At 63.4% G+C, this 14,732-nt stretch carries 11 protein-coding genes; 10 read left to right on the forward strand and 1 reads right to left on the reverse strand.

Annotated elements, in window-relative coordinates; translation table 11 throughout:
• Positions 1 to 78: 78 nt before the first annotated feature.
• Together LDB29_RS00740 and LDB29_RS00745 are read left to right on the forward strand one after the other, a co-directional pair.
• Positions 79 to 2,205, forward strand: a complete 2,127-nt coding sequence (locus tag LDB29_RS00740) for a PQQ-dependent dehydrogenase, methanol/ethanol family (protein ID WP_099186189.1) — start codon at positions 79 to 81, stop codon at positions 2,203 to 2,205.
• A gap of 44 nt (positions 2,206 to 2,249) precedes the next feature.
• A complete protein-coding gene (locus LDB29_RS00745) occupies positions 2,250 to 2,660 on the forward strand; it encodes a nuclear transport factor 2 family protein (RefSeq protein WP_025547189.1) in 411 nt (136 codons plus the stop codon).
• 59 nt (positions 2,661 to 2,719) lie between these two features.
• Here the strand turns inward: LDB29_RS00745 and LDB29_RS00750 are convergent, their stop codons facing one another.
• The gene (locus tag LDB29_RS00750) at positions 2,720 to 3,472 is read right to left on the reverse strand and encodes an SDR family NAD(P)-dependent oxidoreductase (RefSeq protein ID WP_025547191.1); all 753 of its coding nucleotides are present in this window, start codon (positions 3,470 to 3,472) and stop codon (positions 2,720 to 2,722) included.
• 505 nt (positions 3,473 to 3,977) lie between these two features.
• On the opposite strand from LDB29_RS00750, the gene LDB29_RS00755 reads away from it, so the two are divergent.
• From LDB29_RS00755 to LDB29_RS00790, 8 genes are all read left to right on the forward strand, one after another.
• Positions 3,978 to 6,023 (forward strand): hydantoinase/oxoprolinase family protein, encoded by a 2,046-nt coding sequence (locus LDB29_RS00755; protein WP_099186188.1) that lies wholly within the window; start codon positions 3,978 to 3,980, stop codon positions 6,021 to 6,023.
• A gap of 5 nt (positions 6,024 to 6,028) precedes the next feature.
• Positions 6,029 to 7,762, forward strand: coding sequence for a hydantoinase B/oxoprolinase family protein (locus tag LDB29_RS00760; RefSeq protein WP_025547193.1), 1,734 nt, complete (start codon positions 6,029 to 6,031; stop codon positions 7,760 to 7,762).
• Between the two features lie 14 nt (positions 7,763 to 7,776).
• Positions 7,777 to 8,928, forward strand: a complete 1,152-nt coding sequence (locus LDB29_RS00765; RefSeq protein WP_025547195.1) for a CaiB/BaiF CoA-transferase family protein — start codon at positions 7,777 to 7,779, stop codon at positions 8,926 to 8,928.
• Positions 8,918 to 9,727 (forward strand): enoyl-CoA hydratase/isomerase family protein, encoded by an 810-nt coding sequence (locus LDB29_RS00770; RefSeq protein ID WP_025547197.1) that lies wholly within the window; start codon positions 8,918 to 8,920, stop codon positions 9,725 to 9,727. Before LDB29_RS00765 ends, LDB29_RS00770 begins: the two co-directional genes overlap by 11 nt.
• A 5-nt stretch (positions 9,728 to 9,732) precedes the next feature.
• Positions 9,733 to 10,671: a hydroxymethylglutaryl-CoA lyase gene (locus LDB29_RS00775; RefSeq protein ID WP_025547199.1), complete on the forward strand. Its 939-nt coding sequence runs from the start codon at positions 9,733 to 9,735 to the stop codon at positions 10,669 to 10,671.
• Between the two features lie 85 nt (positions 10,672 to 10,756).
• Positions 10,757 to 11,209, forward strand: a complete 453-nt coding sequence (locus LDB29_RS00780) for a nuclear transport factor 2 family protein (RefSeq protein WP_025547200.1) — start codon at positions 10,757 to 10,759, stop codon at positions 11,207 to 11,209.
• A 50-nt stretch (positions 11,210 to 11,259) separates the two neighbouring features.
• Complete coding sequence (locus tag LDB29_RS00785) at positions 11,260 to 11,937, forward strand: nitroreductase (protein ID WP_099186187.1); 678 nt, start codon at positions 11,260 to 11,262, stop codon at positions 11,935 to 11,937.
• Between the two features lie 414 nt (positions 11,938 to 12,351).
• Positions 12,352 to 14,712: a TonB-dependent receptor gene (locus tag LDB29_RS00790; RefSeq protein ID WP_025547202.1), complete on the forward strand. Its 2,361-nt coding sequence runs from the start codon at positions 12,352 to 12,354 to the stop codon at positions 14,710 to 14,712.
• Positions 14,713 to 14,732 lie beyond the last annotated feature (20 nt).

Genomic DNA, 14,732 nt, shown 5'->3' on the forward strand with positions numbered 1-14,732 from the left:
TGGCGCGCCGTCTGCCTGCGGCGCCGGTCTGGCTCGCGGATGCGGCCTATGCTTCAGTCATGGGGAAAGGGGATATTAATGCCGTGCCCAGCCGTTCGTCGAAAGAGCCGATGGGGCGGCTTTCTGCTCCTTGTCCCGCTGCTGGCCTTGCCGGCCTGCAACCGCTCGTCTGGCGCGCCGACCCAGGGGCGCGATGCCGACTGGGTCGGCTATGGCAATGGGCATGACGAGCAGCGTTTCGTGCCTGTCGCGCAGATCGACGACAAGAATGTCGGCCAGCTTGGACTCGTCTGGTCGCTTGATCTGGATGAGCAATCGGCGCTGGCGGCGACCCCGATCGAGGTGGGCGGGACGCTCTATTTCAGCGGCGCCTTCGGCCATATATATGCCGTCGATGCGCGGACAGGACGACTGCTGTGGACCTATGATCCGCAGGCCAATGAGGCGGCGCCGCGCGATATTCGGCGCGCATGGGCGACCAATCGCGGCGTGGCCTATGCGGACGGCAGGATTTTCGTGGCGACCCGCGATTGCAGGATGGTGGCGGTCGATGCGCGGACCGGCAAGCTCGTCTGGCAGAGCAGCTTCCTGGTTCCCGGCAGCAATTCGACCAGCACCGGCGCGCCGCGGGCCTTCAAGGGCAAGGTGATCATCGGCAACAGCGGATCGGAATTCGGAAGCCGGGGCTATGTGACCGCATTCGATGCGAAGACGGGCAAGCTCGCATGGCGCTTCTTCACCGTGCCCGGAGACCCCGCGAAGGGGTTTGAAAATGATGCGATGGCCATGGCCGCGAAAAGCTGGTCGGGGGAATGGTGGAAATATGGGGGCGGCGGCACGCCGTGGAACGCCATCACCTTTGACGAAAGCTTCAATCAGATACTGATCGGCACCGGCAATGGCGGCCCCTGGAACAACAAGTTCCGATCGAATGATCCCAAGGGCCAGGACAATCTGTTCCTGGCGTCGGTCGTCGCCGTCGATGCGGATAGCGGGGCATATAAATGGCACTATCAATATAATCCCAACGAGGTTTGGGATTATAAGGCGACCGCCGACATCATCCTGGCCGACATCGCCGTGCAGGGCAAGACGCGCAAGGTGATGATGCAGGCGCCGACCAACGGTTTCTTCTATGTCATAGATCGCGCCGACGGAAAACTGATTTCGGCCGGGAAGATCGGAAAGGTGACTTGGGCCGACCATATCGATCTGGCCACCGGCCGGCCGGTCGAGCGGCCCGGCATTCGCGGCGAAAAGGGGGCCGCGATCATCTATCCGGACAATTACGGCGCGCATAATTGGCAGGCCATGTCCTATAATCCCCGGACCGGCCTGGCCTATATTCCCTATATGCAGTCGGGCATGAAATATGGCCCTGCGCTGACCAGGGCGGAGGCCGTGGACGTCGATCCGAACGAAAAGCGGATCAGCTTCCGCATTGGCGCCGCCATTGAGCCCATGAAAGATCCCGGCGATCGGCTGGACGGTAAAGGGTCGCTGCTGGCCTGGGATCCGGTCGCGCAAAAGGTGCGATGGCGCGTGGATTATCCGACTTCGCTCAACGCCGGTACGTTGACGACTGGGGGCAATCTCGTTTTCCAGGGCACGAATACGGGAAAATTATACGCCTATTCCGCGACGACTGGGGAAAGACTTTGGAGCTTTGATACCAAGCTGGGCATTATCGCTCCGCCCATCAGCTATTCGGTGGACGGTCGCCAATATCTGTCTATCCTCGTGGGCTATGGCGCCATGGGCGGCATGGGTGGTCCGGGCCATGATCAGGGCTGGAAATATGGGCTTCAGCCGAGGCGGCTGCTGAGCTTCGCCCTGGGCGGAAAGGCGAACCTGCCTGCGACGCCGCCCCCGGATTTCGTGGTGCATAAGCTGGACGATCCGCGCCTTGCGCTCGACCCGAAACGGGTTCGGACCGGGGCGAAAGTCTACGCCATGCTGACATGTGGCATGTGTCACGGCGCCGCCGCGATCGCTTCGGGCAACGCGCCGGATTTGCGGGAGTCGGGCGTGGCGCTGGACCGGTCAGCATTCAAGGAGATTCTGAAAGGCGGAGCGCTCGTCTCGCGGGGAATGCCTCTGTTCGACGACCTTTCGGACCGGGAGATAGAGGATCTCTACCAATATATCCGCGCCCGCGCGCGTGCGCGGGACACGGAGCAAGCCGAGGTGAGAGGGGGGCTCTGAGATTGCACGGCAACGGCTTTCGGGGCGAACAAGGAGATGGCGATATGTGTGAAGCGACGCGTGAACTGGTCCGCCAATTCGCGGATCATCTTGAGTCCGGACGGCCTGAGCAGGCCTTCCGCATGCTCAATGCGGACGGGCGCTACATCCTGACGGGCACGACGCCCGCGTCGGGCGTTTATGAGGGGGTGGACGATCTTTTCACCCGCCTGGCGCCGCACCTTTCGCGCTTCACGGGCGCGCCGGACATCAAGGTCTCGGACGTGCTGGTGGATGGCGACAAGGCATTTCTGCGCGCGTCCGGGCGCGCGGCGGCCGCCTATGGAACATATGATCAGCCCTATTACGGCTTTTTCCTGCACGCCAAGGGCGATGGCTTTGCGGAAATAGTCGAGTTTCTCGACACGGTGCAGATCGAGGTCGCGCTTTTCGGCAAGAAGCTGGTGTCGGCATAGAGGATGGAGCAGGCGCAGGCGGATATGCCGCCTGCGCGCTTTGCCAAGGGCCGCCCCGGCTAAATCTGGGCGCGCCCGCCATCGACGAAAAGCTCCGAGCCGGTGACGTAGCTCGAATCGTCGGAGGCGAGGAAGAGGGCCACTTTCGCCACTTCCTCCGGCTCCCCGACGCGGCCGAGCGGCACCAGGCTGGCCATGCGGTCCAGCAGGGCCTGTTGCTGATCGGCGTCGGGGCCTGCCAGTCCGACCAGGGCAGGGGTGCGAATGGGACCGGGGCTGAGCGTATTGACCCGGATATGCCGGTCCTTCAGGTCCAATATCCAGTTGCGGGCGAAATTTCTGACGGCCGCCTTGCTGGCGCTGTAGACGCTGAACGACTCATTGCCCATGCTCCCCGCCGTCGATCCCACCAGGATGACGGACGCGCCCTCCACCAGCAGGGGCAAGGCGGCCTGGACGGTGAAGAACACGCCTTTGACATTGCGGTCGAAAACATCGTCGAAATGCCCTTCGGTCACGTCCGCGAGGGGGATGATTGCGCCGCCGCCGGCATTGGCGAACAGCACGTCGATCCGCCGCTTGTCCGCCGCGATCGTCCTGAACAATCTTTCCAGATCGTCCTTCCGGGCCGAGTCGGCCTGGATGCCGGCAACATTCCCGCCGATTTGCGCCACCGCGGCATCCAGTTCGGCCTTGCGGCGGCCGGTAATATAGACATAGGCGCCCGCCTCGACGAAGGCTTGCGCGGTGGCAAGGCCAATGCCGCTGCTTCCTCCCGTGACGACCGCAACCTTTCCGGCCAATTTGCTCATGCCTTCTTCTCCGTTCGCGGCGGTCAAAGCCGCCATTAATGGGCTGCGCGACAAGAAAGGTCCGGCGCCGATCTCCGCAGATGGGTGACGGAACGTCTCCGCGATTGGATCGTCTGCAAGGGAGGGAGAAATATCCGGTCCCGCGCCGGGCGCATTCCCTGGATCACGGGATATAGGCATGCATGGCATAGTGTCAATGAAACGATTCATATTAAAATGCTCCGCATCCGCTTCCCGTCGGCTTCGGCGCGAGCGATAGGGTGCTTCTCCCAGAATAACGGCGGCCGAAGGGCATGCGGGAGCCGGGCTTCATGCAAACGCCACAATAAATATGAAACGTTTCATTGACAGTCGCCATGGGGTGCGGTAGGGGCAGGAGCAGCGCGGATAGCGGGAAGATTCCAATGGGCTTCTTGCCGCGGGGCGGCGGAGACAGCGGTTAGGTGTAAGATGGTCTCGTCCGATCGGCGCAAAAAGAAATTCGAATTCAACTGAGGATGTTGGCATGAGGCGAGTGGGTATCGATGTTGGCGGAACCTTCACGGACGTCGTTCTCATCGACGATGAGTTGGACCGTCACTGGTCGGTGAAGGTCCCAACCACGCCCGCCGACCGCGTCATAGGGGCGATCGAGGGTTTTAAGGCGATCCTGGAGATCAGCGCCTATAAGAGCGAGGACATCGATTTCGTCGGTCATGGCACGACCATGGCGACCAACATGGTGGTCGAGCATAAGGGGGCCAGGACCGCCCTGGTGACGACCAAGGGGTTCCGCGACATATTGGAGATCCGCCGGGTGTCGCGGCATGATCGCGCCGATCTGTACGATCTTCAGTTCGAGGCGCCCCGCGAACTGGTCAAACGGCGCTGGCGGCTGGAGGTCGACGAACGCATCGACGCCAAAGGCAATATCGCCAAGCCGTTGGACGAGGAGGAGGTGAAGGCGCTGGCCGACCAGCTCGCCGGATCGGACATCGAGGCTGTCGCCGTGTGCCTGCTTCACTCCTACACCAATCCCGCGCATGAACTGCGCGTGGCGGAGATATTGCGAGAGAGGCTGCCGGATCGCTTCATCACCACCTCCCACGAGGTCAATCCGGAACTGATGGAATATGAGCGCACCAGCACCGTCGTTATGAACGCGATGCTGGGTCCGGTGTGCAGCCGCTATATCCGCACCTTCAAGGGCGCGCTACGCGAACTCGGCTTCGGCGGCGAGCTGCTGTTCATGCAGTCGAACGGCGGCCTGGCCCATCCCGACTTCGTGGAGGCGCGGCCGGTCGTGCTGCTCGAATCCGGGCCTGCGGGCGGCGTGAGCGCGACCACCCGCGTGACGGAGCGGCTTGGCCTTTCGAACTCGATCCTGGGCGACATGGGGGGCACGACCTTCGACGTGTCGCTGATCCGCGACAGCAAGCCGGAGCTTCGCACTTCGGGCCTGCTTCATTCCTATACCGTTCGGTCTCCGACGATCGATATCGACTCGGTCGGCGCCGGCGGCGGGTCCATCGCCTGGATCGATGTGGGCGGCGGCGTGCGCATCGGCCCCGAAAGCGCGGCGGCGGACCCAGGCCCGGCCTGCTATGGGCGCGGCGGCACGCGGCCGACCGTGACCGACTGCAACCTCGTGCTTGGCTATATCGATCCGGACAGCTTCCTGAACGGCACTTTCCCGCTGGATGTCGAGGCGGCGCGGCGGGCGATCGAAAAGCATCTTGCCGAACCTCTCGGCACCTCCGTCCTGGAGGCAGCGCGGACCGTCCGGGCGGTGGCCAACGCCTTGATGGCGCAGGCGATGCGGCTGATGACGGTCGAGCGGGGCTATGATCCGCGGGACTTCGTCTATGTCTGCTATGGCGGCGCCGGCCCTGTCCACGCCATCGACCTCGCCAGCGAGCTGGAGATCAGGAAGGTCGTCGTGCCTGCGTTGCCGGGTCTGTTCAGCGCCTTCGGCATGACCGTCGCGGATCAGTCGATCGACAGGCAGACCTCGATCGAGAGCGAACTGGCCGCGCTTGATCCCGAAGCACTGGCGGCGATGTTCGCCTCGCTCGAGGATGAGGTGCGGGCCGACCTGTCATCCTATGTCAGCGGCGGCGCCGACATCCGGGTGACGCGGCGGGTCGATTGCCGATATGCCGGTCAGCCGGAGGCGATGACGGTCGACATCGGGGAAGGCGCGGTGGACGTGGCGGGCATCCGCGCCGCTTTCGAGGCCGCGCATATGCGGCAGTGGAATTTCATCAAGCCGGATCAGCCGATCATCTGCGTCAACATCCGGGCGCGCGCCGAAGCGGAGACGGGTTGGCGCGGAACCATAAGGTCGAGCGACGGGACATCCGATCTCGAACCGCTGCAGACTTCGCGCGTGCGCCGCCTCTATCTGGGCGGGGAGATGATCGACGTTCCCGTCTTCAAGCGCGGCAGGCTTCGCGACGGCGACCGGGTGCACGGCCCGGCCGTGATCGAGGAAGCGAGCAGTTGCCTCGTCGTCGACACCGGGCACGTGGCTTACCTCGATGCCTTCAGCAACCTCATTGTAGAGCTCTGACAGCGATGGATACCATAACCTACGAAATCATCCGCAGCAGCCTGTATGCGATCGCGCGCGAGATGAAGATCGCCATGACCCGCACGGCGGGAAGCCCCATCATCCATTCCGGCGGGGACGCATCGGCCGCGATCTTCGACGATGAGATGCAACTGGTCGCGCAGGGCAATGACATACCCACGATGCTCGGCGCGGCGGTCATCTCGACCAAGGCCACCGTCCAGGCGATCGGCGCGGACAATCTGCGGCCCGGCGACGTCATCATCAGCAACGACGTCTATCTGGGGGGCGGCAATCATCACCCGGACGTGCAGTTCACCAGACCCGTCTTCGCGGGCGACAGGATCGTCGCCTATGTGATGACCAAGGGGCATTGGAGCGACATAGGCGGCCAGTCCCCCGGCAGCTTCGCGGCGGAGACCTGGGACATTTTTGGCGAGGGTGTTCGCATTCCTCCCGTCCGGCTCTATCGCGACGACCGGGTGGTCGAGGATGTGAAGACCCTGATCCTGCAAAATACGCGCGATCCCGAGACGCGGCTGCTGGACATGCAGGCGCAATATGCCGGCTGCTTCGTCGGCGGCCAGCGCATATTGACTCTGGTCGAGCGCTATGGCGCCGACGCCCTGAAGTCCGCCATGTCGCGATCGCTGGACCATTCCGAGGCGCTGATGCGCCAGGCGCTCGAAGCGATGCCCGATGGCGTGTATCTGGGCGAGGATGAGATCGACGCCGTCTACGAGGTCGACGGCGAGCGGCCCTTGATCCCTATTCGGGTCAAGATCACCAAGCAGGGCGACACGATCGAATTCGACTATAGCGGCAGCGGAGCGCAGGTGCGCGGCGGCATCAACTGCCCCTTGTCGGTCACCTACAACAGCACCTGGTTCACGGTGAAGGCGATCACCGACAACATGATCCCCATCAACCAGGGCTGCTATCGGCCGGTGAAGGTGATCGCGCCGGAAGGCAGCGTCCTCAACTGCAGCTTTCCCGCCTCCGTCGTGTCCGGCGTGACGGAAACGTCGCCGCGGGTGATCGACATGCTGCTGAAAGCCCTCGCGCCTGCGGTGCCCCAGCGCGTCACGGCGCAGAGCAACTGCGCGGCGTGCGCGGGAATCTTCGCCGGTTCCGATCCGGATGAGGATCGGGTGGCGCGGACCGGCCGGCGCTTCGCCAGCCTGTTCGACGTGCATGCGGGCGGCATGGGCGCGCGCAGTGACAAGGACGGCGTGAGCGCGATCCGCGTCTATGTCGGCAATGCGGGCGCGCAATCGGTGGAGGCCATAGAGCAGGCCTATCCGTTGCGCATAGACGAATGGAGCCTGGTGGCGGACAGCGGCGGCGCGGGCCGCCATCGCGGCGGCCTGGCCGCGCGGCGGGTCTATCGCGTCGATTATGACGAAGCGACCTTCACCGTCGCCGGAGAGCGCGAGCGTCAGGTGCCCGACGGTCTGGAGGGCGGCCTGCCGGGCAGTTGCTTCAAATGCGAGATCGAACGGTCCGACGGCACGGTCGAGACGGTTCCCGCGCGCGGCAGCCATGTCATCGTGCGGAAGGGCGACCGGGTTCTGGTGCAACCGGCCGGCAGCGGCGGTTTCGGGAAGCCGGAGGACCGCGATCAGGCGGCGATCGCCGCCGATCTGGCCGACGGTTACGTGACGGCGGCCGCTGCGCGCCGGGACTATCGCCAGGCGGCGCCGGATAGCGGTTCCGCGACCGGGAAGGCAGCCGTTTGATGGGGGACCAGCACATGACGCGTCCCCTTCCGCTGGCGGGCGTGAAGGTGGTCGAGATCGGCCACAGCCTGTCGGCGCCCTATGCCGGCCATATTCTGGGCCAGCTTGGCGCGACCGTCACCAAGATCGAGAATGCGGGGATGGGCGATCACGCCCGCGCATGGGGTTCGGTGCGCCATGGCGACGCGGCGATCATGTTCCACGCCGTCAATCTGGGCAAGGAGAGCGTCACCGCCGATCTTCGCGACAGCCGGTCGGTCGGGCAGATCGCGGATCTGATCCTGGGCGAAGCCGACATCGTCGTTCAGAATCTCAAGCGGGGCATCGTCGAGCGCGTCGGCCTGGACGCGGCGACGCTGCGCGCGGCCAAGCCCGCGCTCATCTATTGCAACATCACCGCTTTCGGCTCGACCGGGCCGTTGCGCGATCATCCCGGCTATGATCCGCTGATCCAGGCGGTGAGCGGCATGATGAGCCTGCTGGGCCGCGCCGGCGATCCCAGCATCCGCATTCCGATCTCGGTGAATGACATGGGCACGGGAATGTGGGCGTGCATGGGCATATTGTCCGCCTATATCGAGCGGTCGAAGACGGGCGTCGGCGCGACGATCGACACGTCCCTCTATGAAACCGCGCTCGCCTGGCAGACGGTCCAGATTTCGGACTATCTGAATTCCGGCGAAGCGCCCGAAAGGCATGGTTCGGGCAATGCCAACATCGTGCCCTATCAGACCTTCTTCTGCCGCAATGGCGAAGAGCTGATGATTTCGGCGGGCAACGACAAATTGTTCCGTTCGCTTTGTTCCGTGCTTGGCGCGCCCGAGCTGGGCGGCGACCCGCGTTTCGCCACCAACGACATGCGCGTCCGCAACCGAAGCGCGCTTCTTCCCATGCTGCAGGCCATGATCTGCGAACGCAACCGACCGAATCTGGAGAAGGAGCTGGAGGGCGCCGGCGTCCCCTGCGGCCGGGTGAACAGCATCGATCAGGTGATGGGCAGCGCGCAGGTCGGCGCGTTGGGCATCATCGGCGCCACCTCCGGCAATGAGTTAAAGACGGTCGGCCTTCCGCTCGCCTTTGACAGTTGCCGCCCGCCGCTCGGCCGGCCCGGCCCCCGGCTGGGCGCGCACGATCCCCTGGAAACGCGGAGTCATCATGGCGCATGAACTCAGCTTCGACGGTCTGGAAACCGTCCGCCTCGATCATCCCGGCGATCATATGCTGCGCATCACGCTTGCAAGGGCGGGCCGCGGCAATTCGCTGAACACCAGGATGGGCGAGGAGCTTGTCCGGATCTTCGGCGCTCTGGAGGCGAAACCGTCCCTCTATCGGTGCATAATCCTGACGGCTGAAGGCGATCGCATCTTCTGCGCCGGCGCCGACCTCAAGGAACGCAACGGCATGGACGATGCGGCGTTTCAGGAACAGCATTATCTGTTCGAGCGGATGGTGCGCGCGATCAGCGACTGCCCGATCCCGACGATCGCGGTCGTCAATGGGGCGGCGCTTGCGGGCGGGCTGGAACTGATGCTCGGATGCGATTTCGCCTATGCCGCGGATCATGCCCGCTTCGGCTTTCCCGAAGTGATGCGGGGCATCATGCCTGGCGGCGGCGGCACGCAGCATCTGGCCCGGATCGTCGGCGCCCCCCGCGCCAAGGAACTCATCCTGAGCGGCGCCATTTTCGGGGCGGCCGAAGCGCTGGAATGGGGGCTGGTGAACAAGATCATGCCCGGCGCGGCCATCATGGCGGCCGCGCTGGAGACCGCGGCGACGATTTGCGCCAACGCGCCGATCGCGATCGCGCAAGCGAAGAAGTCGATTGGCTTTGGCCTGCAGATGGATTTGCGGACGGGGCTGTTCTTTGAGGTCGAGGCCTATAGCCGCCTGATCGGGACGGAAGACCGGCGCGAGGGGATAGCGGCCTTCAACGAGAAGCGCCCGCCGGTGTTTCAGGGGCGGTGAGCGCGATGGACCCTGTCGTCATTCGGCCTGTCGTCATTCGGGAAGTCGGGCTTAGGGACGGTCTTCAGATGCTGGCCGCCGGTCCGACGACCGGGCAGAAGCAAGCCTGGATCGACGCCGAACGCGCGGCTGGACTGCGGGAGATGGAGGTCTGCTCCTTCGTACCCGCGACGCTCATGCCGCAATTTGCCGACGCGGCCGACATCGTCCGCTACGCCCGGGGGGTTGAGGGATTGACGGTGACAGCGCTCGCGCCCAATCTCAGGGGCGCGCAGCTCGCCGCCGAAGCGGGCGTCGACAAGATCAACTTCGTCATCTCGGTGAGCGAAAGCCATAATCTGGCCAATGTCCGCCGCACGCCCCATGAATCGATTGGCCAATTGCGCGAGATCGTGGCGATGCTGGCAAGCCTTCCGCCGGATGGTCGCCCCGGGATCGATGTCGGATTGTCGACCGCGTTCGGCTGTTCGATCGAAGGCAGGGTCGATCCCGAGGCGACCCTCCGGCTGGCTGAAGAGGTCGCCGCCGCCGGCGTCGACGGCATCACCATAGCCGACACGGTGGGCTATGCCGATCCGATCGCGGTCGCCGGGTTGAGCGCGGCGATGCTGGAACGCTTTGCCGATTTGCCCATCGCCATCCACCTGCACGATACGCGTGGGCTGGCGCTTGCCAACGCCTTTTCAGCCTATCGGGCGGGCATCCGTATCTTCGATGGGTCGCTCGGCGGACTGGGCGGCTGTCCGCATGCGCCGGGGGCGACGGGCAATGTCGCGATCGAGGACCTCATATTCATGTTCGAGCTGATGGGGGTGGATACCGGGATCGATCTCGCCCGGCTGCTGGCTGCGCGATCGGCCGTCGCCGCGATGTTGCCGCCCGGCGCGCTTGGCGGCCAGCTCGCCCGCGCGGGCCTGCCCAAGACGATGCGCGTCGCGTCTTGATGTATGGCTGGAAAGTGAGATATGAAACGTTTCATAATTTGGTGAGGCGCGGTATCCCCGCCATGGGCCGTTTGGGAGAGATGACATGCTTGATTATAGTCTGAGCCTCGAAGAGCGGGCGGTCGCGGAGAAGAAGACCCGCGCACTGGTCGATCGCTTCATAGAGCGTGATGTGGCCGGGGATTTCGAAGCTTGCTACCGCATGCTCAATGCGGATGCGGTGTATACGCTTATAGGCGAATCCCCGGTATCGGGCACCTATTATGGCCCGGACGACACGATGGAGCGGCTGGCGCCCCTGCTCGTGCATTTCACGGTGCGTCCGCAGATGACGTTCTCGGAAATCATGATCGACGGCTATCGCGCCTTTTTGCGGGCGTCCAGCACCGGCGGCGCGGGCAAATATGGTCCCTATGCCCAGCCCTTCTACGGTTTCTACCTGCGTGTCGAGGGCGAGGGTTTTGCCGAGCTTGTCGAATTTCTGGACCCGCTTCAACTGGACGTCGCCTTGTTCGGAAAACGACTGGTAGACGCTTGACGAACGGCGTCTGGCGGTATCCGCTTCTGTCTCAATAAGGTGAACTTGCGATGGATGAGAGCAAATTGTTTCACGATGTCGTTCGCGAACGGCGGTCCGTTCGGGCCTTTCTTCCGACGCCCGTGCCGGACGCGTTGATGCAGGCGGTGGTCGATGATGCGCGCCATGCCCCATCGAACGCCAATATCCAGCCCTGGTCGGTGCATATCGTCTCCGGCGCGAAGCGCGACGAGCTGAGCAAGGCGATGCTGGAGGCGGAGGCGGCGGGACGGCTGACGCCTGATTTTCCGTTTGGATATGATGAACTTTACGGCGTCTACAGCGACCGCCAGAAGGCCCAGGCCGCCGCTTATTACGAAGCGCTGGGCGTCGCGCGCGAGGCGTTCGACGAGCGTCGCATGACGATGCTGCGGAATCTCGAATTCTTTGGTGCGCCGCATGCCTGCCTGCTGTTCATGCCGTCATTCTACGACAGCGTCCGGATCGCCGGCGATGTGGGCATGTATGCTCAGACGTTCCTGCTTTCGCTTGCGGCCCACGGCCTGGGGGGCGTGCCCCAGACCTTGCTCGGCTTTTTCGCGGAAACGGCCCGCGAGGTGCTGGGCATCGATCCGTCGCTCAAGATGCTTTTCGGCATATCCTTCGGCTATCCCGACCTAGATTCGGCGGCCAGCCGCTACTGGATCGGCAAGACGGCCATTCAGGATCATGTCACTTTTCATAAATGAAACGTTTCATTGACACGCGCCGGCCTGTGTCCTAAGATACGAATCGATAATGAAGAGGTCGATTGCGCATAAAGCCCGAAAGATGTCGGGAAGTTCAGATCGGCCTCCAGGACCAGGACGGGAGAGATGGACGATAGCTGTGGAAAATCCATGCCATGGATATTCGTGAAGCAGAGAAATCTCTCTTCGTCGAAGATCGTTGAATAGCGCGACCTCAAAATATCCTGAAATCGCGGTGCGCGATGACGGAAGGGGCGTGTTCTGTACCTATATTAAATTTGTTCTGCCCGTGGCCGGGAGGACGTTTGTCCGGATCGGCCTGAATGGCGATCCGTTTCGAAACGGACCCGAGCCACAGCATCGAAAAGCGCGCGACGGCGACGAGACCGGCGCATCATAAGGAGGGGAAAGAGGATGATCGCAATGGGAAAATGGCATATCGCGGCGGCCAAGGCACTGGCGGGGGTTTCCGCCGTGGCGTTGGCGGCCGGGGCGGTGCAGGCGCAGGAAGCTCCCCAGGCGGCGGGCGCGGACCAGGCCGCGGGCGGCGGCTCATCGGTTGGCGACATTGTCGTGACGGCGCGCAAGCGTTCCGAAAGCCTTCGCGACGTTCCCGTGGCGATCACCGCCTTGAGCGGCGAGACTTTGCAGCGGCAGAATATCACGCAGATGATCGACATCGGCAAGATCACGCCCAGCTTCAACTACACCTATGGCGCCGCGAACAGCGTGGCGGTCATCCGCGGGTTCGGGTCGGGCGGCAATGCGGGTTTCGAACAAGCCGTCGGTAAATTCGTCGACAACGTCTCCTACGGCCGCGACCAGGAAGCCCGCATTCCGATCTTCGATGTCGAGCGGGTGGAAGTGCTGAAGGGGCCGCAGGTGCTGACGTTCGGCAACAGCGCCACGGCCGGCGCGCTCAATATCTCGACCAAGAAGCCCGGCGACGAATTCGAGGCTGACGGTTCGATCGGCTACGAATTTTATGGCCGCGAATTTCAGGCGCAGACCGGCGTCACCGTTCCGCTCAGCGAGGGCATGAGTCTGCGCGTGGCGGGGCTTTTCCAGAATCTGGACCGGGGACGATATGACAATCCGGTCAAGGGCGAACGCGAACCCGAAACGCGCAACTATGCGATACGTCCGTCGCTGCGGCTGCAGCCGGTCGACGGGCTGGACATCGTGCTGCGCGCCGAGCTTGACCGGATCAAGGACCGCGGCAACACGCTGGTGCCGACCAACCAGCCGCTGGTGGGCAATACCTCGCTCTATCCCGTGGTGGGCGACAAGGACACGCGCTACGTCAACACCAATGTCGCGCCGTTCTTCACCGACGAATTGGCGGAGCTGGAAGCGCAACTTTATCAGGCCGACATCAATTACGACATTGCGGGCGGGACGCTGACCTCGACCACGGCATGGCGGAAGAGCGACGGCGTCGTGATATACGGCACCGACGGCATCAACCACAGTCCCGCATTCGTGAACGGGCAATGGACCCACTATAAGCAGTTCAGCCAGGAACTGCGCTTTGGCGGCACTTTCGGCAAGCTGGACGCCACCGTCGGCGGCTATTATCAGCGCGACACCCTGGCGATCGACGCGAACCAGGAACTGAATCTGGGCGCCCTGGGGCTTACCGGAACCGCGGCGACGCCTTTCTCGCGGAACTTCACCTTCGATCAGAAGAACCGGGTCTTTTCGGCTTTCGTGGATCTCACCTACCATCTGACCGATCAGTTGAGCCTGTCCGGCGGCGTCCGCTATTCCGACACGCGGAAAAAGGCCGGGCAGAGCATGTTCGCGGCGCGCATCATTCCGAACATCGATCTTGACACCTCGCGCGCCGCGCTGCTGGCCGCGCGCGACCCCTCGCTGGACGGAGTCCTTGCGGCGGTGCTCGGCGGAATCCAGCACGCCTTCCCCATGGGCACCTTCCATCTGGTCGACCGCCAGTGGCAGCCGCAGGCGATCGTGCAGTATAAATTCTCCCCCAATAACATGGCCTATGTGAAATATGTGAAGGGGGCCAAGGTCGGCGGTTTCGACTATACCTATACCACCAGCCCGGCCAATGACGGGTTCGGGTCCGAAAAGGCATGGATGGTCGAGGCCGGGATAAAGGGACTTCTGCTCGACAACCGCCTCGATTATTCGATCGCGGTGTTCCGCGAGGAATTTAACGGCCTGCAGCAATCGGTGCGGCAGGGCTTCAACCTGGTCGTGTCGAACATCGGCAAGGCGCGGTCGCAGGGCGTCGAGCTGGACCTCAATTATCAGGTTACCGACAATTTGCGGCTGGGCTTCAACGGCGCCTATCTGGACGCCAAATATATTTCCTTCGTGGGGGCAGCCTGCAACACGCTGCAAAATGCGCGGCTGGCGCCCGGCTGTGTCGGCGGCGCGCAGGATCTTTCCGGGACGCCGACGCCCTATTCGTCCAAATGGACGGGCTCCTTCAATGTCGAATATGTGCAGCCGGTCGGGAACGGCAATCAGATCGCGGCCGGCGCGTCCGTCTTTGCGCGCACCAAATATAATGCGGGATCGTTCAACGATCCGCGCATGGTGCAGAACGGTTATGCCCAACTGGACGCGCATATCGATTTCGGGCCGGAGGATGGCCGCTGGGCGATGTCGCTGTTCGGCCGGAATCTGACTGACAAGCGGCTGCTGGAAGTCGACTATACGGGCGTGGGGTCTTCGACATCGACGTTCGGCTCCTATTCGCGCGGCCGGCAGATCGGCCTGAAGCTGCGATATAATATCCAGTGACGTTCAAGGGTAGCCGGCTT

This window comes from Sphingobium sp. CFD-2, assembly GCF_024611135.1.
Classification (GTDB): Bacteria; Pseudomonadota; Alphaproteobacteria; order Sphingomonadales; family Sphingomonadaceae; genus Sphingobium; species Sphingobium fuliginis.